The 22,758-nt window shown below is 45.4% G+C and carries 18 protein-coding genes and 1 other RNA gene; 2 read left to right on the forward strand and 17 right to left on the reverse strand.

Translation table 11 applies throughout. The annotated features are described in order from the left end of the window. The first annotated feature begins 144 nt into the window (after positions 1–144). Entirely contained in the window at positions 145–1,431 is a 1,287-nt protein-coding gene (locus tag BN1691_RS00455) for a BaiN/RdsA family NAD(P)/FAD-dependent oxidoreductase (RefSeq protein WP_048600296.1), read from the forward strand. 51 nt (positions 1,432–1,482) lie between these two features. Here BN1691_RS00455 and BN1691_RS00460 read toward each other — a convergent pair whose 3' ends face one another. Then, the gene (locus BN1691_RS00460; protein ID WP_048600297.1) at positions 1,483–2,694 is read right to left on the reverse strand and encodes an MDR family MFS transporter; all 1,212 of its coding nucleotides are present in this window, start codon (positions 2,692–2,694) and stop codon (positions 1,483–1,485) included. 277 nt (positions 2,695–2,971) lie between these two features. Between BN1691_RS00460 and BN1691_RS00465 the strand changes: the two genes are divergently transcribed. Beyond that, a complete protein-coding gene (locus BN1691_RS00465) occupies positions 2,972–3,442 on the forward strand; it encodes a hypothetical protein (protein ID WP_048600298.1) in 471 nt (156 codons plus the stop codon). 61 nt (positions 3,443–3,503) lie between these two features. Here BN1691_RS00465 and BN1691_RS00470 read toward each other — a convergent pair whose 3' ends face one another. From BN1691_RS00470 to BN1691_RS00545, 16 genes are all read right to left on the reverse strand, one after another. Beyond that, the gene (locus BN1691_RS00470) at positions 3,504–4,010 is read right to left on the reverse strand and encodes an acyl-CoA thioesterase (RefSeq protein ID WP_082146910.1); all 507 of its coding nucleotides are present in this window, start codon (positions 4,008–4,010) and stop codon (positions 3,504–3,506) included. An 84-nt stretch (positions 4,011–4,094) separates the two neighbouring features. Beyond that, a complete protein-coding gene (locus tag BN1691_RS00475) occupies positions 4,095–4,868 on the reverse strand; it encodes an ABC transporter permease (RefSeq protein WP_048600300.1) in 774 nt (257 codons plus the stop codon). Further along, a complete protein-coding gene (locus BN1691_RS00480) occupies positions 4,861–5,616 on the reverse strand; it encodes an ABC transporter ATP-binding protein (RefSeq protein ID WP_048600301.1) in 756 nt (251 codons plus the stop codon). The genes BN1691_RS00475 and BN1691_RS00480 overlap by 8 nt, the downstream gene beginning before the upstream one ends. A gap of 111 nt (positions 5,617–5,727) precedes the next feature. After that, positions 5,728–6,894, reverse strand: coding sequence for an iron-containing alcohol dehydrogenase (locus BN1691_RS00485; RefSeq protein ID WP_048600302.1), 1,167 nt, complete (start codon positions 6,892–6,894; stop codon positions 5,728–5,730). Positions 6,895–7,015: 121 nt separating this feature from the next. Continuing rightward, on the reverse strand, positions 7,016–8,935 hold the full coding sequence (locus BN1691_RS00490; RefSeq protein ID WP_053083684.1) for a heavy metal translocating P-type ATPase: 1,920 nt from the start codon (positions 8,933–8,935) through the stop codon (positions 7,016–7,018). 275 nt (positions 8,936–9,210) lie between these two features. After that, an RNA gene (rnpB, locus tag BN1691_RS13975) (RNase P RNA component class A) lies at positions 9,211–9,622 on the reverse strand. Positions 9,623–9,724: 102 nt separating this feature from the next. Further along, entirely contained in the window at positions 9,725–10,558 is an 834-nt protein-coding gene (locus BN1691_RS00500) for a Nif3-like dinuclear metal center hexameric protein (RefSeq protein WP_048600304.1), read from the reverse strand. Then, positions 10,513–11,289: a tRNA (adenine(22)-N(1))-methyltransferase gene (locus BN1691_RS00505; protein ID WP_048600305.1), complete on the reverse strand. Its 777-nt coding sequence runs from the start codon at positions 11,287–11,289 to the stop codon at positions 10,513–10,515. The genes BN1691_RS00500 and BN1691_RS00505 overlap by 46 nt, the downstream gene beginning before the upstream one ends. Before the next feature lie 105 nt (positions 11,290–11,394). Continuing rightward, positions 11,395–12,954, reverse strand: coding sequence for a class I adenylate-forming enzyme family protein (locus BN1691_RS00510; RefSeq protein WP_048600306.1), 1,560 nt, complete (start codon positions 12,952–12,954; stop codon positions 11,395–11,397). 29 nt (positions 12,955–12,983) lie between these two features. Next, complete coding sequence (locus tag BN1691_RS00515) at positions 12,984–14,129, reverse strand: acyl-CoA dehydrogenase family protein (protein ID WP_048600307.1); 1,146 nt, start codon at positions 14,127–14,129, stop codon at positions 12,984–12,986. A 149-nt stretch (positions 14,130–14,278) separates the two neighbouring features. Next, complete coding sequence (locus BN1691_RS00520; RefSeq protein WP_048600308.1) at positions 14,279–15,124, reverse strand: hypothetical protein; 846 nt, start codon at positions 15,122–15,124, stop codon at positions 14,279–14,281. Between the two features lie 129 nt (positions 15,125–15,253). Further along, positions 15,254–16,375 carry an RNA polymerase sigma factor RpoD gene (gene rpoD / locus BN1691_RS00525; RefSeq protein WP_048600309.1) on the reverse strand — a complete coding sequence of 374 codons (1,122 nt, stop codon included), beginning with the start codon at positions 16,373–16,375 and terminating at the stop codon, positions 15,254–15,256. Beyond that, positions 16,365–18,239, reverse strand: a complete 1,875-nt coding sequence (gene dnaG / locus BN1691_RS00530) for a DNA primase (protein WP_048600310.1) — start codon at positions 18,237–18,239, stop codon at positions 16,365–16,367. The genes rpoD and dnaG overlap by 11 nt, the downstream gene beginning before the upstream one ends. A gap of 266 nt (positions 18,240–18,505) precedes the next feature. Further along, positions 18,506–21,151 carry a pyruvate, phosphate dikinase gene (gene ppdK / locus BN1691_RS00535; protein WP_048600311.1) on the reverse strand — a complete coding sequence of 882 codons (2,646 nt, stop codon included), beginning with the start codon at positions 21,149–21,151 and terminating at the stop codon, positions 18,506–18,508. Beyond that, entirely contained in the window at positions 21,148–21,999 is an 852-nt protein-coding gene (locus BN1691_RS00540) for a pyruvate, water dikinase regulatory protein (protein WP_048600644.1), read from the reverse strand. The genes ppdK and BN1691_RS00540 overlap by 4 nt, the downstream gene beginning before the upstream one ends. Beyond that, positions 21,986–22,660: a transcriptional regulator CcpN gene (locus tag BN1691_RS00545; protein ID WP_048600312.1), complete on the reverse strand. Its 675-nt coding sequence runs from the start codon at positions 22,658–22,660 to the stop codon at positions 21,986–21,988. Before BN1691_RS00545 ends, BN1691_RS00540 begins: the two co-directional genes overlap by 14 nt. Positions 22,661–22,758: the final 98 nt, after the last annotated feature.

Consider the following 22,758-nt stretch of genomic DNA (forward strand, 5'->3'; position numbering starts at 1 on the left):
GTTCCTCCTCAATTTTCCAAACATCAAGAACCAATAGGTTCCATTGCATTCTTTTTTTTAGGCATTATATATCCTATTATACTCGTATCTGTGTTATGATGGCGAGATTAATGATCCTATACACAAAGAAGGGAAACGAGAATTATGGATAATCGTCACTTTGATATCATTGTTGTCGGTGGTGGACCAGCTGGCCTGATGGCTGCCATTGCAGCTGCGCAACAAGGTAGATCCGTCTGCTTAGTTGAAAAAGGGAAGCGTCTAGGTAAGAAGCTGATTATTTCAGGTGGAGGACGCTGCAATGTAACCAATCGCCTACCTGTTGAGGAGATCATTGCCCATCTTCCTGGTAATGGCCGCTTTTTATATGGTGCCTTTGCCCAGTTTAATAATGAAGATATCATCCGTTTCTTCCAGGAACGAGGTGTTCAGCTTAAGGAAGAAGATCATGGTCGGATGTTCCCAGTAGATGATCGTTCCACTACGATTCTACATACCCTTGAGAAAGAATTACAGCAATTGAATGTTCAGCTGATCATGAATGACCCTGTGGTCAAAATTTCATTTTCCCCCCTTCCCTTTACATTAGAATTATCCTCTTCACATTTCATACGTAGTAAATCAATTATTGTTGCAGTTGGTGGTAAAGCTGTTCCAGAAACCGGATCCACCGGAGATGGCTATGCTTGGGCGCAAGCGGCAGGTCATACAATCACGCCACTCTTCCCCACAGAGGTGCCTATCGTCTCGCGGTCAAACATCATTGAAGGTCGAGAGCTTCAAGGACTTTCGCTCCGTAATATTGCACTTACTGTTTACTCTCATAAAGGGAAGCGGATCATCACCCATCGTGGGGATATGATCTTCACCCATTTTGGCTTATCTGGTCCAGCTGCTCTCCGTTGTAGTCAATTTGTTGTGAAGGAGCTTGCTAAGGTTCCGGAGAAACCCGTACAGATGGAAATCGACCTCTACCCTGACCACTCTGAGCCACAATTGATGGAGGAAATAACCCAAAACCTTGCTCAAGAAGGGAAGCGTAGCATCCGCAATCTCTTAAAGCCTTACATCCCAGAGCGGATGATTAATCCCATTTTGGGATTCGCCCAAATTCAGCCCGACATAATTGGCGATTCACTTCAACAGAAGGCATGGCAAGAGCTGGTCCATCTTCTCAAGCACTTTCCCATTGCTGTCCATGGAACCCTCCCCTTGGAGAAGGCCTTTGTCACCGGTGGTGGAGTCTCCATCAAAGAGATCGATCCCAAGACCATGGGCTCACGCTTGCTGCCTGGTCTTTATTTTGCTGGCGAGATCCTCGATATCCATGGCTATACCGGTGGCTATAATATTACTGCTGCACTCGTCACTGGTTATGTGGCGGGGTTGCATGCTGCACAGTGGGTTCAAGGTGACACATGTAACTACTAAAGAAAGACCAACATGCTCAATGTTGGTCTTCTGTAATATCAATTCACTCCGCTAAAATTGTAGTTCTTTCTCCCTTCTCCGTCCCACTTGACTATAGAAGAAGAAGCTAACCAATGAAGTGGCAACAATCACCACCATCACCAGCATCATGAAGGTGTAGTTATAGCTATCGTAAAGAATCCCACCGAGATAAGGTCCGATCATTTTCCCGATGGTTGCAGCACCACTAGCAATTCCCTGATATAAGCCACTCTTGCCTGGGGGAGAGAGATAGGCAACGGCTGTTGGTATGGCTGGCCAGACTAACATCTCACCGATGGTGATCACCACCATCCCCGCGACGAATCCTAAATAGGTGGTCTGTTGGCTAAAGTAAAGGATGGAGACTGTGAAGAGGCTCCCACCAATTAAAAGCTGAGCTGTGATGGAGCTCATGTAGCGATTGACCAGCCGTGATAGAAATGGCTGTAATAAAAGGATCAGTGCCCCATTGATCGCCCACAGACTACTGTAATGGGCACGGGTAATCCCCATACTCTCCATATAAACAGAGACGGTGGTTTGAAGCTGCACATAACCGAGCCAAACAGCCATAAATCCATAGGAAAGAAGGGAGAGAGCATAGAGCTCGAGACGATGTGTCCGTAATTCTACCTGTCCCTTCGCTTGCTTTTTCTCTCCTCGATCAACTAAATCCCGCGGTTGTGTGGCAAGCTTATTATCTAAGCCCAGCCAGATGATCAAAAGAAAGATGAAGTAGGTTAAGGCATTGGCTAAGAAAACATAGGTGAAGGAAAACATGGAGACAATCCCACCTAAGGCTGAACCAATGGCTACCCCCACATTTTGCGAGACGTAGATCACGTTGAATGCCTTGCGTCCACCTTCAGGCCATACGCCGTTCGCCATGGCATAGATAGCTGGAAACACCAAGCCACCACTAAATCCTAATAGAATCATCATAGAGATATAGAAGTACCATTCCCGATTATAAGCAAGGGCAATGACCGACAGGCAGGAAAGAATTACTCCAATAAAAATCGTTTTCTTTCCACCAATCCGATCATACAATGCACCACCTAATAGATTTCCTAATAGATTGGCTCCCGAATTAAGCAAAAGGACAAACCCAGCATCCCTCAGGGTATGACCTAATACTTCTGAAATATAGATCGTATTGAGTGGCCAAAGGAATGATGTTCCTGTTACATTGATCATCATCCCAATTGCCAGTACCCAGAGGTTCCTAGGATACTCGCGCATGTCCAATCGAACTCCTTTGATGGTGATAGTAGCAATAAGAGAGCTTCCCCTTTGAAAACGAATGCTTAGAAATTGAAGAGATATATGGAAGAAGCGCGAAATCGTTCATAATAAGTATTAACTTTAACGTTAATTGTGCTAGTTTGCAAGAGTTCATTGAACATGTTCATCTTTTCTTCATTTTCCAAAAATAGTCTCACAATTTGAAGAATTGTTTCATTGCTTTACGTAGTATAGAATAGAAGCATGATCAGCTTTAGAAAGGAAGCGATAGCAAATGTATCAGCGTCACGTTTGGATCGGTGCTGGCTTCATTATTTTAGGCATCCTGCTCCTGCTTCAGTCCATTGGCTGGGGGGTTGATGGTCTCTTCTTCCTCCTCCTAGCACTACTCTTTAGCTTCTGGTATGTACGGAATCGCACCACGGGCATGTTTATTGCAGCCTCTGTCTTTTTTGCATTAGGTTTATCACAGCTACTCGAGAACACCTTCCATGTTCCTATTGATCTATTTCTCTTTTTCTTAGGTGTCGGCTTTTTACTTCTTTATTACATTCATATACAGCAGTATCTTGGGCAGCGTTCCACCACTTGGCCACTCTTTGTAGGGACCATTCTGATTGTCTTGGATGTTCTCAGCTGGATCGATGACTGGTTTAAAGCCGAGTATGGAGGCAGTCTGGTTTTTGCAGTTCTCCTTATCTTTATCGGTATCTGGTTTATCGTCACGAGTAATCGTAAGAAATAGACAGCGTACCTTCATGGTTACGCTGTCTTTTCTTGAAATCCAGAACATCCTGTCCAATTCTTTACTGCTGTTGTTCCAGTTTCTCAGGATGATGATATTTGGCTTTCCGCCGTTCATTTCGATAAGCCTTCCGCTCACCTGCTCGTTCGAAGTGCCATTTCTCCTCTTCCGTCTCAGGAAGAATAGCTGGGACATTGGTGGGCTTTCCTTCCTCATCTAATGCCACAAAGGTTAAGTAGCATTCTCCTGTTAAGTATCTCGTGGAGGTGTAAAGATCTTCCCCCATCACCTTGATGTAGATCTCCATGGAGGTTCGACCTGTGGATGCGATAAAGCCATCAATATGAATGGCTTCTCCCAGTTTGATCGGTGCTAAAAAATCAAACGAATCGATGGAGGCTGTCACAACCTCACAGCCTGAATGCTTACGTGCACAAATACTTCCAACCTTATCCACCAGGGCAAGAACATGCCCACCAAATACATTCCCATGGTAATTACTATCCCCAGGAAGAATCATATCGGTTAAATGGGTGCGAGATGCAGAAGTAGGTTTTGCTTGAACCATTATGTAACTCATCCTTTCACCTAGAGCATCTTGAAAAATTGAATATTTTCTTTCTATTGTATACGAATTCCTCAGGGAAAGCACCTATTTTGCTCGCTCCTGCTGCTGTATGCGGGGAGCAAGCTGCCATGCTTCATTAAATAAGATTGGATAGACCAATAAGCTTAACATGATCGAAGTTAAAGCAGCTGAGGAAGAAAAAGAGTACATGATCAAGATCTGATACTTCACCGCTTCCAAAGGACTAGCTCCTGCGATAATCAAACCGGTCATCATCCCGGGTAATTGAACTAACCCCACCGTTTTCATCCCGTCAATCGTGGGGATCATACTGGCCTTCACAGCCCGTCGAAGCGTATTTTGAATAGCCTGTCGTGGCGAGGCACCGAGGGATAGATAGAGATCGATCTCTTGTCTGGACACCTCCAACTCACGTTTTAGCTGATTAAGCAGAAGGCCAGACACCACCATACCATTCCCGATGATCATCCCACTAATGGGAATCACATAGCGGGGAAGCGGTTCAATCATGTTTAAAAGTAGAAGCAAGGAGATGGTCACCGTCTCCACAAAAGCAATGGTAAGCAGGATACGCCAAAAAACGCCAGTTATTCCCCTTCCTCTTTTCTCCGCATTTTTTGCTGCCACGATAATCATCACAATGAGCATCACGAGGATATAGAGTACTTTTTCCTGGGCAAAGATGAATTGGAGTACATAGCCTACTGCAATGAGCTGAATGGCTGTCCTTATCGTAGCAATTAGAATATCTCGCTGTAGTCCTAGTCTTTGCCATGCTGAAATAATCACAGTAATGGCAACAAAAATCAGGGTCCAGAGTAATGCCGTATCACTCATCCTGCTTCACCTCCTCTGGGTGATACAAGTACTGGCCGTTCTCCCATCTGGCCTTCTCTGCAAAAAAGCGCTTTGTCGCACCAACAAAAGAGAGTTGTTGCGCATCCATGAACCAGATGGTCTCCGCCATTCTTTGAGCTTGTTGTAAATCATGGGTAACCCAGAGTATGGTGATTCCTTGCTCTTGATTCAAGCGCAACAGAAGTTGCTCAAGGAGATGCTTGCTCTCCACATCCAATGCAGATGTAACCTCGTCAAGGAGCAAGACCTTTGGCTGATTGGCAAGGGCACGAGCTAGACTTACCCGTTGTTTTTCACCACCGGATAAGGTGTTTGCTTCCTTATGTAGATAGTGTGTGGGTAGCCCCACTAATTCCAACAGCTGTGCTGCATCCGCTTCAGTAAAAGGCTTTTGGAGTAGCTGTGGTCCTAATTGAAGATTCTTATATACGGTATCCTGAAGCATATAGCATTCCTGAAAAACATAGCCCACCTCTTGACGTAGTTGAGAGATGGGATAGGCTTCCAATGATTTGCCTTTGTAATCGATCCTCCCCTCGTCCGGTGTAACAAAACGATTACACATGCCGAGCAATGTGCTCTTTCCTGCTCCTGAAGGTCCTAGCAAGCAGATGAAGTCTCCTTCATAGACTGAGCAGGATAGATTGGAAAAGATCTTGCGGCGATGGCCAGCCTCCTCCACATATTTCCCCACTTCATGAAATGTAAATAAGGCATTTGAACACATAGATTGTTCCCTCCCTTGCAAGAATCCTGTAACGAACTCGGTTGAAAAAACCTACCCTCAATACGGTCTGAGAGTAGGTTCAGCATTGAATCCTGGTATGGTAATGCGTAATTACAGAGAGGCACGATAAATGGCTGCTACATCGTCATGATTGAGGACCTTAAAGCGACCAAATGGTCCAAAAGCCATGGCTTTTTCCACAAGCAGATCCAATTGGGAATCATCGATCTCGTAATTGGCCAGACGTGCTGGTGCACCTAACTCCGTCCAGAATTGACGAAGACGTTCAATTCCCTCTAATGCCACTTCACGATCTGATTTACCTGTTGGATCTACATTCCATACACGAATTGCCAATTGCTTCACACGGTCAAGCTTCTCATCCATCACATGCTTCATCCAATTAGGGAAGAGGATAGCCAAGCCACCACCATGAGGAATGTCATACACTGCACTCACCGCATGCTCTAGGTTATGCGTTGCCCAATCTCCACGGATTCCCATATTGATCATCCCATTTAAGGCCATGGTGCCACTAAATAAAATGGTCTCGCGCAATTGGAAATTGTGTAGATCATTGACTAGCTTCGGCGCTGTTTCAATCACCGTTTGTAATACACTTTCGCATAAACGTTCTTGCAAAGGTGCATTGGGTGAAATATGGAAGTAGTGTTCAAAGACATGAGCCATCATATCAACCATCCCATTGATGGTTTGATCCTTAGGGACGCTAAATGTATTCTCAGGATCGAGGATGGAGAACTTCGGATAGACGAGTGGTGTTCCCCAGCCATACTTTTCCTGTGTTTCCCAATTCGTAATGACAGAGCCAGAATTCATCTCGGAGCCTGTTGCAGCTAGGGTGAGAATCGTACCTAATGGTAGAGCTGCTTTGGGTGCTTCATGCTTAATAATTACATCCTGCCAGAAATCACCTTCATGAAGAGCTGCCACAGCAATGGCCTTGGTGCAATCGATGGTACTACCGCCCCCCACAGCGAGGAGGAACTCAATCTTATGCTCACGGCAGAGAGCCGCCCCCTTCTCTACCATTGTAAGGCGGGGATTGGGTTCAACGCCTGGTAGTTCAAACACCTCTGCATCAATGGTATTTAACTGCTCAATCACACGATCATAGAGGCCATTCCGCTTGATGCTGCCACCACCATAGACGAGTAATACCCGCTTTCCGTACTTTGGAACCTCATCCTTTAATGCGGTGACGGTATCTTTACCGAAGATGAGCCTTGTAGGGTTATAATATTGGAATGTTTCCACTTCAAAACCACTCCTTTGCCATCAATTCTAAATTCTACTCTTCCTATTGTAACATAAAGAAGAGCTGGTTCAGATGCAGTTTTTTCCTCATATGAGACTTTGGCGCCCTGATTTCAAAGCTTTATTTCGGACGGGTCCGGAGCAATCGTAGACCATTCAGGATTACGAGAATTGTACTTCCTTCATGACCGATCACACCCAGTGGTAGATCCAAAAGTTGAAAGAAGTTGGCCCCAATGAGGAGCAGGATCACCGCGATTGAGAAGACGATATTCTGCTTAATAATCCGGTTCATCTTCTGCGAAAGCTGGATTGTTGCAGCAATCCGTTGCAGATCATTCTTCATTAACACAACATCCGCTGTTTCTAGAGCCACATCCGTTCCTTCTCCCATAGCGATACCTACATTGGCTGTAGCTAAAGCGGGCGCATCATTGATCCCATCTCCAACCATGGCCACATGCCGAAACTGATCCCGCAACCGTTTTACATGGAGTACCTTATCCTCGGGTAAACACTGGGCGATGACTTCATCTACACCCGTTTCTACGCCGATGATGGCCGCTGTCGTTGGACTATCACCGGTTATTAATACCGTATGAATCCCCGCTCCCTTAAGGGCTGCTACAGCCTGCTTCGCTCCTTGCCGTACACCATCCCGAAGAGCGAAGATACCAATCACCTGACCCGCCTTTTGTACATAGACGATGGTCTTTCCTTCTTCCTCCAATTGCTGAGCCATCTTCTTGATCTCTTCATCAAAGGACTGCTGCATCAATCTTCCATTGCCAATCCGCCACTCCTCCCCCTGTATGCTCGCAGTAATTCCCTGCCCCGGCATATCCTCTAAACGCTCCATTTCAAGACGACCTTCAATTTGCGGATCCGCATATTGAACAATGGCCAGGGCCAAAGGATGATTGGACGCAGCTTCAATGGTTGCAACCACGGTGAGAAATTCTCGCTCATCAATGCTAGGATCCAAGATGAGATCCGTAACAATGGGTTTTCCTGTGCTTAATGTTCCTGTTTTATCAAAGGCAATGGCACGAATCGTCCCAAGACTCTCCAAATGAGCGCCCCCCTTGAGCAAGATCCCTTGACGCGCTCCATTGGAAATGGCTGAAAGGGTAGCAGGCATTATGGATGCCACCAATGCACATGGACTGGCTACAACCATAAAGACCATGGCTCGATAGATGGTCTCATTCCAGCTCCAGCCCAAGAGATAGTGGGGTAGGAAAAGGAGCAGGGCAACTACTACAAGTACCACCTTCACATAGAGTGCTTCAAAACGTTCAATAAAGAGCTGTGACGGTGATTTTTCCTGTTGAGCAGCTTGAACCATGGTAATAATCTTTTGAAATAAGGTATCGGTAGAGGGCTTTGTGACCTGTACATGTAGCAACCCTTCTTGATTCATGGTACCTGCATATACCTCATCACCATGCTTACGATAAACCAGACTAGATTCTCCCGTGATTGCAGCTTGATTCAAATGAGATTCCCCACGAACAATCACGCCATCCACAGGTACCTGTTCTCCCGGCTTAATCACTACAATGTCACCCATCACCAGATCTTCCACGGGCAGTCGTATGGTGAGACCATCGCGGAGCACATGGGCTTCATGAGGCTCCATGGACATTAATGCGGAGATCTCCCGATGACTCTTCTGCATAGTGTAGGACTCTAATGCGCCACTGAGTGCGAAGATAAAAATGAGAATGGCACCTTCTGTCCAGTAGCCAATGATCGCTGAACCTATAGCAGCAAATAGCATCAGTAACTCGACACTCAGCTTTCGTTGGAGGAAGAGCGCTTGAATTCCTTCTTTGGCTTTCGCAAAGCCTCCAATCATAAAAGCGAAGAGATAGATGAGCACGGTACCTGTTTCCCAGCCTTGCCCTTCCAGACTCCATGCAACCATGATTAAGATGCCACTCACCAAGGCAGCGATTAATTCACCAAACTTTAGCCAAAAAGGGCTGGATAGCTGAAGAGCGACTAGTTCTTGCTTCACTTCTCCTTTTGCTTCCATATCATCCCTCCGTTCTCCATACTCCATTCCTTCTTATTGAGAAAGAAAATCACTTTCATATCCCCTATTAGCAGGAAAAGCTGCCCGCAATGGGCAGCCTTCACCTTCTTTAAAAGTGTATGCTGAAATGAAATTGATTTTCATTTTCTCAATTTATTCTCATTCTAGTTTAAGTCTTGTTATAGTATATCATCGTCTGGTTACTTTTGCCACTGCTGATATGCATTGGAAGCAAAAATAAGCGCCTGACCTATTTAGGTCAGGCGCATCAATGCTTTAGAAGTAGAGCTATAAGCCGGGTTCTGTTCTCCAGGTGGTCATATCGCATCGTCTGCTCCCACCTCTTGGAGTGGTAATCATTTATCTAGGTTTACCTTCACAGATAAACTCAAGCCTCTTACCATCAAGGACACGTACGGGCAGCACGTTCGGTGATTAAACACCTGTCCTACTCTTAGAGTTGCACCAGATGGGGTTTACCAGATAAGCAGTTGCCTACCTACCTCGTGAGCTCTTACCTCACGCTTCCACCCTTACCTGTGATGCTTGCGCATCCATCGGCGGTCTCTGTTTCTGTGGCACTAGCCATCATCTCGCGATGTCCAGCTGTTAGCTGGCATCTTCGCCCTATGGTGCCCGGACTTTCCTCTTGCAAGTTACCTTGCCAGCGATTACCCGCTCTACTTCTCATTTGCATTCTTAATTATAACGGGTTACCCTCCATTCTGCAACAGGAAGAGTAACAATTTAATATAGCAAATGTATGGAAATTAGGCAAGTGGTATCTATTTAACAAAATTGGAATGGGTTGGTATTTGCTTGTGAAATTATAAACTGGGTCTCGGAGGCTGACTTCCGTGCCATGGCAGTCTGCTGGAGATAACGAGCTACTTCTGCTTTCATAATATGCTCCATATAGTGGCCACCATCGATGAGGGCCAGACCAGCAGCCATGGCATCATGAGCTGTATGGTAATAGATGTCACCTGTGATTAAAACATCTGCCCCACGGAATGCAGCCTTCTGGACAAAACGATTGCCATCACCGCCAACCACCGCAACCTTATTCACCAGTTGCGAAGGTTCTCCCACAATCCGTGCCCCATCGAGAAGAAAAAGCTCTTTCACTTGCATAGCTAACTCATGTAAGGTACATGGCTCTGGCAAAACCCCTATGCGACCCACGCCATATGCTTTTTCACTCTTCACCACAGGGTTCGTGACTTCATACTGGTGTGCTTCTAGCAATTCGACCTGCCTCAAGCCAAGCCGTGTAGCTATCCAGTCATTTAAGCCACCCTCTGTAATATCGAGATTGGTATGGACGGTATAGACCGCAATGTCATGGGATAATAACTTTTGGAGCACACGCCCTGCGGGGAGATCCGTCCGAAGATGAGCCAGTGGGCGATAGATCAGTGCATGGTGAGAGATGATTAGATCAACGCCTAGCTCAATCGCTTCATCCACCACTGCTTCAAGGACATCTAGTGTAATCATCACCTTTTTAATCTCCCGGTTCACACGTCCCACCTGCAAGCCGATCCGATCATCCTCATAGGCCAAATACTTTGGTGCTAATTCCTCGATCCATTGGATGATTGTTTCTCCCCGTAGGTACATTGTAAGACCTCCTTGATTATCGTGATCTCATCCTGAAATCTGCGAAGCTGTTCCATTACCTGCTCTTGCTCCTTCGCTTTCATCATGGATTCTAACGCTTGCTCTCGTTTATGAAGCTCACCTTGCCATTTTTCATGGAAAATGGCACCACCTTGCCGTACCAGTAATGGACCTACTAAGAAGAGATGCTCCTGGGAAAGCTGAGGATGATCATAGGCAGGATCCCAGGGCTCCTGATTCTCTTTCCTTTGGGCTGGCTCGGCCGCCATCATTTCATAGATTTTCCCATCCTCTTTCACGATTCGCTCCGCCACCAGCTGCCAGCCATGGGAATAAAGCCAGCGTCGCACACTCTGGGCAGCCACATTAGGCTGAAGGATCAAGCATTGAACTCCAGCTAACCGAGCCTCGTCATTCTGCAGAATCGAAGTGATCAAGGTTCCTCCCATCCCTGCGATTACGATGGCATCCACTTCGCCTGGAGTAAGAACACTTAGTCCATCGCCTTGGCGAATCGCGATCTCCTGAGATAGACCAGCCTCATCCACATGTCGGTGCGCCATCTGTAAAGGTCCTTCATTAAGCTCTCCTGCAATCGCTACTGGAGCGATCCCTTCCCTTACAAGATAAGTGGGGAGATACGCATGATCGCTACCGATATCAGCGATTCTGTACCCTGAGGGAACCAATTGGGCGATGGTTTGTAAACGGATCGAATTTTCTACGCTCATGTTGCAACTCCTTTAAATCCTGACCAAATTTGAAAGGGTTGCCTCATACGACTGGGCAACCCCCCATCCATCAATATCCTACCTTTTCAGCGCAAGAACTGCAAGCTACTGTTGAAGCTCTTGCTCGATTAATTTTCGTCGTAATAGTTTACCCGAAGGCCCCTTGGGAATCTCTGCAATAAAGCGAATCTCCTTTGGACACTTATAATCAGCCAGCTGCTGGCTGCAGTAGTCAAGGAATTCCTTCTCCGTGGCGATACATCCCTCCTTCAGAACAATAAAGGAGAGCACCTCTTCGCCATACTTCTCGTCTGGAATTCCCACTGTTGCTGCATCACGCACCTTGGGGTGTGCATATAATGCTTCATCCACTTCACGGGGGTAGATATTCTCACCACCGCGGATGATCATATCCTTCTTTCGGTCTGTTAAGTAGAAATAACCATCTTCATCACGGTAGCCAACATCACCGGTATGGAACCAGCCATCACGGAATGCTTCCTCATTGGCTTCTGGTCGCTTAAAGTATCCCTTCATCACATTTTGTCCTCTGACAATGATCTCTCCCCGCTCATAGGCTGGCAGCTCATTACCATTCTGGTCTACCACCTTCATCTCATTACCTACAGGAAGACCAATGGAGCCATAACGGCGATACTGATTCCCTGTACCAATTCCCTCTTCACCATGAGGAGGATGAGGATTAAACGATGAATAGCATGTGGTCTCCGATAAACCATAGCCTTCAATAATATAGATTCCCACCTTCTGCTCAAAAGCACGCTGTACCTCAACGGGTAGCGGTGCAGCACCACAAATACAGAAGCGGAGCGATGAGAGATCATATTGGGTTAAGTCTACATTGGTATTAAGTAAGATGGTGAGATTGGTGGGAACAGCACTAAACCAATTGACCCGATATTTTGCAATGGTGGGAAAGAATTGACTCGCTGAGAAGCGCTCTGGCATCACCACCGATCCTCCTGATAAGAGTGGAGTGATAAGCGTCACAACCTCTCCATTCACATGGAAGAGGGGAAGGATACACATGGCACGATCATCTGGGGTGAGTCCATGCCAGATCGCGATCTGTTCCGCATCATAGAGTAGATTCTCATGGGTTAATAACACCCCCTTGGGATGACCTGTGGTACCTGATGTATAAATGATCATCGCTTCATCATGGGAAGCGACAGCCTGCTGTTCAATTTCAGTTGATTGCGCTTCTAACAAAGGATAGAAGGATTGAGCCAACTCAGAATCCGGTTCATCTACTACTAGAATGGTTTGTAAGAGAGGAAGCTGATCACGAATCGCTTGTAGCGCTGGAAGATAGGTACTTGTTGTTGCTAGAACCTTGGCCTCTGAATTATGGATCACATATTGCAATTCAGCAGACTTGAGTAAGATATTCACGGGTCCTGCAATAGCGCCAAGCTTCATCGTTCCAAAATAAAAGTAGAGAAATTCAGGAATATTGGGTAAGAGTAGTGCTACCTTATCTCCATGGGTAATCTGCAATTGCCGCAATAGATTGGCTGTTTGACTTACCCGTTGATTCAACTGTTGGTATGAAATGATCTCCTCTCGTTCAGGCACAATTAAATAGGGCTTCTCTCCATATTTCGCTGCCTGTAGTTCGATTAATTCACCGATGGTCTTCATTGTACTCATCTCCTTCAATCATCTGAATATTAGTGGAAACACCCGATTTCTCGGGCAATGACATTGCGTTGGATTTCGGAGGTTCCTTCCCCGATCTCTAATAAGCGTGTATCACGGTAGAAGCGTTCTACCTGATAATCATGCATATAACCATAGCCTCCATGAATCTGAATGGCCCCATCACAGACCCGTGAACTCATTTCTGTAGCATAGAGCTTCGCCATGGCCGCCTCCTTCGTATAGGCACGGTTACGATCCTTTAACCATGCTGCCTTATACACCAAGTTCCGTGCTAATTCAATTTCTAATGCCATATTCGCTAGGCGATGATGAATCGCCTGAAAGCGTGCGATGGAATGACCAAATTGCTTCCGTTCCTTCGCATACTGAAGTGCTTTCTCAAAAGCGCCTTGGGCAATCCCTACTGCCATGGCAGCGATTCCGATTCGGCCGCCATCCAAAGTCGTCAAGAATTGTTTAAAGCCCTGTCCTTCCACCCCTAGAATATTCTCACGGGGAACACGTACCTCATCAAGAATGATCTCTGTTGTATTGGAGGCATGGAGTCCCATTTTCCGATAGGGTGTATAGATAGTGATCCCTTTTAGGTGGGTTGGAACGATGAGCGCACTGATCCCCTGCTTTCCCTTCTCTAGATGAGTTTGTGCTGTCAAGGTGACAAACTGGGCAAAGCTCGCATTGGTAATAAACACCTTCGTTCCAGAAATCACCCACTCTTCTCCATCTAAGTATGCTCTCGTTTCTGTCCCACCTGCATCAGAGCCTGCATTGGGCTCAGTCAATGCGAAGGTACCTAGGCATTCCCCTCTACATAATGGTGAGAGATAGGTGGATTTTTGCTCCTCATTCCCAAACATAGCAATGGGAGCAGCCCCCAACGAGATATGGGCAGAATACGTAATCCCTGTGGATGCACAGACACGACTTAGCTCTTCGGTTACAATGACAAAGCTAAGCGTATCCCCACCTCCACCTCCATACTCTTCAGGAAATGGTAGACCTAACATCCCCAGTTCACCTAACTGTTTCATCACATGGATCGGAAATTCTCCACTCAAATCACGTTCATTGGCACCAGGCTCCACCTCTGCTTCAGCAAACTGCTGAATGGTTTTTTTCAGCAGTCGCTGTTCTTCTGTTAAATCAAAGTCCAAGCGAATCACCCTTTCCGAGTGAGCGTTTGCTCAGGCTTGCTCAGATATTTTTCAAACCTTTTCATTATTCAGATTATTCTATTCGTCACTTTTCCATGCAATCCTTCTTAAAAACAAAAAAAACCCCATCCACGGGGTCATAATAAAAATTATTTTCGCTTGCGCCATAACTTAATGCTTAATGTAATCAAGACCGTTGCAATCAGTGTCTTCGCCAGGAAGAATAATTGGAGCTCTAGGGATTGTAAATTACTCAGATATAATGCTTGGAGCTCAGGACCAAATAGCATTAATACAATAAGCAGAATGAAGTAAGGAAACCAGCGTTGGAGAATCGTGGTGCGGAGCCAGACCAATACGCCAAGAATGATCATCGGCAGAATCCAAATCAGCTGGACAATCCAAATAGACTCTCCGTCGATTTGCGGATATAACCAGATCGCATAGCATAGGACCAGTGCGATCTCTCCGCCAATAATCAGATAAGGTACTTTAAAAATAAATCCCATAAGTAGCCATAGCAAGGCGATGAGAAGAAGAAAGCTAGGCTTTAAACCGGAGTCCATGCCATCGCCCAGCTGAAATTGCAGCAGGAAGGCGAGCCAGATTAGCAGAAGCGCTGCTGAACCCATAAAGAGATGGGCAAAGGGCTCTTTTCGCTTTAAGAGCCATGCTCCTGTTCCTAATAGAAGGAGGAAAAGAAATCCAACGAAAAGAATTTGCATTGTCGGATCAAAATCGGTAAAATGGTAGGCAAGATAAATAATTCCAGTTAAGGAGGAGACTAGCACCAGCAGTAACCATTTGAAACGCTTCAATTTCTCCCAAAGGAAATGCTTCGCTCCACTTGATTGGGGTAGTCCCTCCGCAGAAGAACTTACCTCCCCTTCGGTATAAAGATTGAGGAGGAAATCACAATAATGGGCAGGGAGCAGTTGGTTTCTTTTCCAGGATTCTATCTCAGTAACGATTATTTTGCGTTTAACATCATCCATGGGTATCCATCCTTTACCTGGGTCTACTGATTATGTCGGCACTTTTTCTCCCTTTTTCAAGCATAGAAAGACCTACATGTTCGCAATCAACATGTAGGTCTCTAGGTCTAAAACATGGAAACCATGCAATTATTCTAAGAAATCTTTTAAACGTTTGCTACGACTAGGATGGCGCAGTTTACGCAAAGCTTTAGCTTCAATTTGACGGATACGCTCCCGCGTAACGCCAAAAACCTTACCAACCTCTTCGAGTGTACGGGTGCGTCCATCATCAAGGCCAAAACGCAGACGTAGCACATTCTCTTCCCGCTCAGTCAGCGTATGTAAGACACTCTCCAATTGCTCCTTCAACAATTCGTAAGCAGCAGCATCTGAAGGGGCTAACGCATCCTGATCTTCAATAAAATCACCTAGATGGGAATCATCCTCTTCACCGATAGGTGTCTCAAGGGAGACAGGCTCCTGAGCGATCTTCATAATCTCCCGAACCTTTTCAGGTGGTAAATCCATTACCTTACCAATCTCTTCAGGTGTAGGTTCACGACCGAGCTCTTGTAATAGTTGCCGTGATACACGGATGAGCTTATTGATGGTTTCTACCATGTGTACCGGGATGCGGATGGTCCTAGCCTGATCCGCAATTGCACGCGTAATGGCTTGACGAATCCACCAAGTAGCATAGGTACTAAACTTGTACCCCTTCGTGTAATCAAATTTTTCAACGGCTTTGAGCAAGCCCATATTACCCTCTTGAATTAAATCTAGAAAGAGCATCCCCCGACCAACATAACGTTTTGCGATACTTACCACAAGACGTAGGTTGGCTTCTGCTAAACGGCGCTTCGCCGATTCATCCCCTTGTTGTATCCGCTTGGCCAGTTCAATCTCCTCTTCTGCACTAAGAAGGGGAACACGACCAATCTCTTTTAAATACATACGAACAGGGTCATTGATTTTGACTCCTGGTGGAACGGAGAGATCATCCATCTTTAATTCGTCAATCTCTTTGTCATCCTTCATTTGATTAAAGTCTGGTTCCTCATCCTCTTCCGTATCCTCGTTGAGAACTTCTACTCCCTGGTCACTTAGATACTCAAAAAACTCATCAATCTGGTCTGCATCCTGATCAAAGGGTGAGAGCTTATCCATAATCTTTTTATAAGAGAGTGAACCCCGTTTCTTCCCTACTTCAACGAGGTGCTCTTTTACTTGCTCCAAGGAGTGCCCCATTTCGGAGTGTTCATTCGGCATTTTCTTCCCTCCTTCCACAGGAATCTTGCTTCTGCCACTGTTTCAATTCCTTTTCCAATCGAATCACCTGTTCAAAAAGTTCTGCGGCTCGTCCAGCTTCTCCAACCTTATCCAGCTGTTTCGCCTCGTTTTTTAACCGTTCAATCTCTGCCCATTTCGGGTAAGATAAAATCTGAATCATATAATCTTTAATCACCTGATCCGAAACCTCCAGATTCACATCCAACATTGCGATTTGTGAGGCCGTATTCTGTAACTCGGTGTCAGGGAGGGATTGGATAAAGCTCGCCACATCCACTTCATCCTTATCACCTTCATAGCTATATAGATAAGCAGCGATGGCTGCAAATTGATCCACATTGAATTGCCCGCCAATCTTCTCTTCGACCTGGCGTATTAAATGACGATTATAAAACATCAGCGCCAATAAATGCTGCTCCGCATAATAATAGGCAGGTTTTCTTTTTCCTTGAATCGCTCGTGAAGTATAATTGCTACTATTATTCCACGTTTGCTTATTGTTATCCCTATTCTTTTCCATTTTTTGCGTTCGTCGATATATATGATACTGCTCCTGTTTTAATGCATCGAGGGAGAAGGAGAATTCATCAGCAAGCTGACGAAGATAATGATCACGTTCAATAGCGTGGCGTAAACGTGAAATCTCCGTTAACGCATCGTCCATAAACTTACGTAATTCTGCCTCATCCTTCAAGTTCTTCCCTTTTTTTAAGTAATTTAATCGGAATGCTGTTACAGGTAGTGCCGTATCAATAATTTGCTTTTGAAATGACTCGGACGAATTCTTGCGTAGATACTCATCGGGATCCATACCATCAGGAAGCTGAGCAATCTTTACAAATACTCCTGCTTCTTCAAGAATCCCTGCTGCACGATTGGCTGCATCAACACCTGCTGAGTCACCATCAAAGCAGAGAATCACTTGATCCACCTGACGTGCTAAGATCTGAGCATGTTCTGGCGTCAATGAAGTTCCCAAAGTACCCACACAGTTTCGGATCCCTGCTTGCCATGCTGAGACCACATCCACATATCCCTCGAAGAGGATCACTTTTCGCTCTTGCCGAATGGCTTGACGAGCACGATGGAAATTAAAGAGGATGCGACTCTTATGAAAGATGGGTGTCTCCGATGTGTTTAAGTACTTCGGTTGACCATCTCCCAGCGTTCTTCCGCCCAAACCGATTACCCTCCCCCGATGATCATGAATCGGGAAGATTAAGCGGTGGCGAAAACGGTCATATACTTTATGATCAAACTCACGACGAGCAAGAAGGTCTGCCTCAACCATGAGTGGCAAAGGAAAGCCACGTCTCTTTAGTAAATTGGCCAGTGATTCCCAATCATTGGGGGCATAGCCGATTTGGAACTCTTGAATGGTTAGTGGTTCCAGTCCGCGAGTTTTGGCATACTCCCGTGCCATTTGACCATATGGTGTCTCTTCCAATAAGTAATTATAATATTTGGCTGTTAGCGTATAGGCCTCATATATTTGATTCTTCCCTTGGTTATGAGCATGATTGTCATCACGTTCAGCCAACTGTGGAAGCAAGATACCTGCTTTATCAGCCAGATCTTTAACCACCTCTTGAAAGGTAAGCCCTTCAATCTCCATTAAAAATGAAAGAACATTCCCCCCTTTGCCACACCCGAAACAGTAGTATATTTGTTTATCAGGAGCCACTGAAAATGATGGGGTCTTCTCAGAATGAAATGGGCAAAGTCCGAAATAGTTACGCCCACTTTTTTTAAGTTGGACGTATTGACTCACCACATCTACGATGTCATGGGCTTGCCGTACTTGTTCCACCAATTCTTGAGGAATCAGTTTTGTCAATCTCATCACCTTACTTATACAGTATCCCTCTTCATCCTGAGTTTCTCTCTACTTTCATATTCGTCAAAATTCAACAAAAATCCTTTTCCCATGAACTAGAAATAAATGTTGCTCGATGGCTTCTTTCTGTGATTTCGACATCACTGCTAATATTCCTGCATGAAAAAATAAAAAGAACTTGGTGGTGATTCATAAAAAACAGAATACTCCTTAGTAAAGGAGTATTCCATTACAAACGAAATTAATATACACCATTCTAGTCTACCCGTCAATTATTTTGCATTGCGGATGGTGGCTTGTGCTGCTGCAAGACGTGCTAAAGGCACACGATATGGAGAGCAGCTTACATAATTGAGGCCAGCTCGATAGCAAAAATCAATGGAGCTCTTTTCGCCACCATGCTCACCACAGATACCCGCTTTGAGGTTCGGCTTCGTCTGACGTCCGAGACGAACTCCTGTTTCAACCAATTTACCAACACCTTCTTGATCGAGAACAGCAAAGGGATTCTCAGGAAGAACCTTGTGCTCAATATAGGTTTGTAGGAACTTACCTTCAGCATCATCGCGACTAAAGCCAAAGGTAGTCTGTGTTAAGTCGTTGGTCCCGAAGGAGAAGAAATCTGCTTGGGTAGCAATTTGATCGGCAGTGAGCGCAGCACGTGGTAGCTCAATCATTGTACCGATTGCATAGGAAATGGTAACCCCTGTCTCTTCCATGACCATCGCTCCAGCCTTCTCAACAACTTCACGTAAAATTTGAAGCTCATGAACATGACCAACTAATGGGATCATGATCTCTGGATAGACTGCTGTCCCTTCTTTAATTAAGGTTGCAGCAGCGTAGAAGATCGCTTTCGCCTGCATCTCATAAATATCAGGATGAAGAAGGCCAAGACGGCAACCGCGATTTCCTAACATGGGATTCATCTCTTTTAATTGACGAACCTTGCGCATCATCTGTTCAAGCTCTTTCAATTCTTCACTTTGAGGTGCTGTAATCTGTAATTTTGTAATTTCTACTAATAGATCTTCAAAGTCTGGTAAGAATTCATGTAATGGTGGGTCAAGAAGACGAACGGTAACAGGTAGTCCTTCCATCGCGCGGAAGATGCCTTCAAAATCATCTTGCTGCATGGGCAATAATTGATCTAATGCCACTTTCCGAGCTTCATCATCTTCAGCTAAGATCATCTCTTGAACGATAGGAAGACGGGCAGGATCCATAAACATATGCTCGGTACGGCATAGTCCTACACCCTCAGCTCCAAATTCCCGTGCTTTCAAAGCATCATGAGGTGTATCCGCATTGGTAAAGACCTTCAATTGACGTACCTCATCGGCCCAGCCAAGTAATTGTTGGAATTGTGGTGATAGCTCAGGATCAACCATCTTCGCAGCACCCTTCATGACTTCACCTGTGCTTCCGTCGATGGAGATGATGTCACCATGATGGATTTCTAGGCTACCTACATGGAAGCGTTGTGCTTTTAGATCAATTTGAATCGCTTCGCAACCGCAGATACAAGCCTTACCCATCCCACGTGCTACTACAGCAGCATGACTCGTCATCCCACCACGGCTGGTTACAACCCCTTGAGCTGCAACGATACCATGAATATCATCCGGTGTTGTTTCAGGGCGAACTAAGATTACTTTTTCACCAGCATTGCCCAGTTCTTCTGCTTCGTCTGCATCAAATACCACTTTCCCTGTAGCTGCCCCTGGGGAAGCAGGAAGCCCTTTGGCCATGACGTTCTTTTCTGCAGATTCATCGATACGGCGATGGAGTAATTGATTCAATTGATCAGGGTCTACACGTAAGAGTGCGGTCTCCTTATCGATGATCCCTTCCTCTACCATCTCTACTGCAACACGGATGGCAGCCTGTGCTGTCCGTTTACCATTCCGAGTTTGGAGGAAATAGAGTTTACCATGTTCCACGGTAAATTCAATATCCTGCATATCCTTGTAGTGTTGCTCTAGTCGGGTACATACCTCTTTAAATTGCTGGAATACAGCAGGCATCTCCTGCTCAAGCTGGGCAATCGGTTCAGGTGTACGAATACCGGCAACTACATCCTCACCTTGGGCATTGATTAGGAACTCCCCGTAGAGAACAGCCTCACCTGTAGAAGGATTACGAGTAAAGGCCACGCCAGTACCAGAATCATTCCCCATATTCCCGAAGACCATGCTTTGGACATTAACAGCTGTTCCAATATGATCAGGGATTTTGTTTAATTTCCGATAGACGATGGCACGTTGATTATTCCAGGATTCAAACACCGCATTAATGGCTAAGAATAATTGCTCCATAGGATTTTGGGGGAATGGCTTGCGAATCTGTTTTTCTACGATCTTTTTATACTCTACAATCACTTCTTGCCAGTCTTCAGCAGTCATCTCCGGATCTGCTGAATAGCCCTTGGCCTCACGAACTCCCTCCAATAGGTGCTCGAAATGGTACATATCCACGCCCAATACCACGTCACTAAACATCTGGATAAAGCGACGATAGGAGTCATAGGCGAAGCGAGGATTCTGAGTTAAGCGAGCTAAGCCAACAACGGTTTCGTCATTTAAACCTAGATTCAAAACCGTATCCATCATCCCTGGCATGGAGATGGCAGCACCAGAACGTACAGAAACCAATAATGGATTCTCTACATTCCCTAATTGCTTACCTGTGGTCTCTTCCAATTGACGGAGGGCAGTCATCACTTGATCACGCATCTCCTCGGTCAATTGCTTACCATACTCGTAGTATGCATTACAAGCCTCTGTGGAGATGGTGAAGCCTGGAGGTACTGGTAGACCAATATGGGTCATCTCTGCTAGATTGGCACCCTTTCCTCCTAACAAATCACGCATGTTACTGCGTCCTTCTTGAAATAGGTAAACATACTTCTTGCTCATTCTGTGTAACTCCTTCCCCGATTTAAGATATCGATAATTAAACTTGCTGTCTCTTCTACTGCTTTGTTGGATACATCGATAATGGGGCAACCTACCCGCTTCATCACTTTTTCTGCATATTCCAATTCTTCAAGGATCCGCTCAAAACTAGCGTAATTGGCTTGAGAAGTTAACCCTAATGACTTTAGACGCTCGGTGCGAATCTGATTCAGCTTATCTGGAGAAATAATCAGACCGACACAACGATTGCGCGGAACCTGAAATAACTCATCGGGAGGAGCCACCTCTGGCACGATGGGTACATTGGCTACCTTATAACGCTTATGGGCTAAATACATGGATAAAGGTGTTTTTGAAGTACGTGAAACGCCTAGCAGGACAAGATCTGCACGGAGGATCCCCCGTGGATCTCGACCATCATCATATTTTACAGCAAACTCAATGGCTTCTACACGGCGGAAATAATCATCATCCAGTCTTCTCATCAAGCCTGGTTCATGCTTTGGCTCCACAGCAAAGAATTCGCGAAAAGCATCGATCAAGGGGTTGAGCAGATCGACGGCCTTCACACCCTCCTTGCTTGCACGTTCATCAAGGATTGCTTTTAATTCTGGTATGACCAGCGTATAAGCAATAATGGCCTGATGTTCCTTTGCCAGTTGAATAACATCCTCTATATCATCTGGGTCAACAGCATAGGAATAACGGCGGATATCAACATGGCCACCATTAAACTGGCTAGCAACCGCCTTCACCACAAATTCTGCTGTTTCACCTACAGAGTCAGAAACAACATAAACAATCTTCTCATTCGCGCTGATTGGATATCCCTCCCTAAATGGATTCATCATCCAGTAACTCCACGTAAGCACGTGTGATGGTGGTCTTCGTGATCCGACCCATTACCTCATATGTATTTTCGCCTTGACCTACACGACGAACCACAGGTAATGAATCGATAGCGTTATTAATCAATTTTTTTGCAGCGTCAAGGAGTGTCTCTTCAGGAAAAATCGTAACAATATTCGGCATACGCGTCATAATAATACTAACAGGTAGTTCCTCTAAACTCTTGTTACCAATGGCTGCCCGTAATAAGTCCTTACGAGAGATCACACCTGCCAGCTGCCCCTCTTTATTCAGAACGAATAAGGTACCCACGTCCTCAAGAAAGAGTTGTACAATGGCATCATAGACCGATGCAGACTCATTGATGACGATGGGATGCGCTTTATAGTCCTTCACTAACTGATTCTCTAATTGTGCTGCATAAAGGCGGACATTACTATTCTTGCCTATAAAATACCCCACGCGAGGTCTCGCTTCAACGAAACCAGCCATGGTCAGAATGGCTAGATCAGGACGCAATGTTGCACGTGTTAAATTCAATTGCTCTGCGATCTGTTCGCCTGTAATGGGGCCTTGTTTTTTTACGATCTCGATAATCAATTCTTGACGTTCACTTAAACGGATGGGACTCACCACCTTTGACGAAAACAATTGTGTCATACTTTTCATGAATAGTATATTACATTTGTGCCTAATAGGAAACCATAAGTGTGAAAATTGTATGGCAGAATGAAAGATTTCACATTTGTTCCCTTGGA

The sequence above is a fragment of the Rubeoparvulum massiliense genome, from assembly GCF_001049895.1.
Classification (GTDB): domain Bacteria; phylum Bacillota; class Bacilli; order Rubeoparvulales; family Rubeoparvulaceae; genus Rubeoparvulum; species Rubeoparvulum massiliense.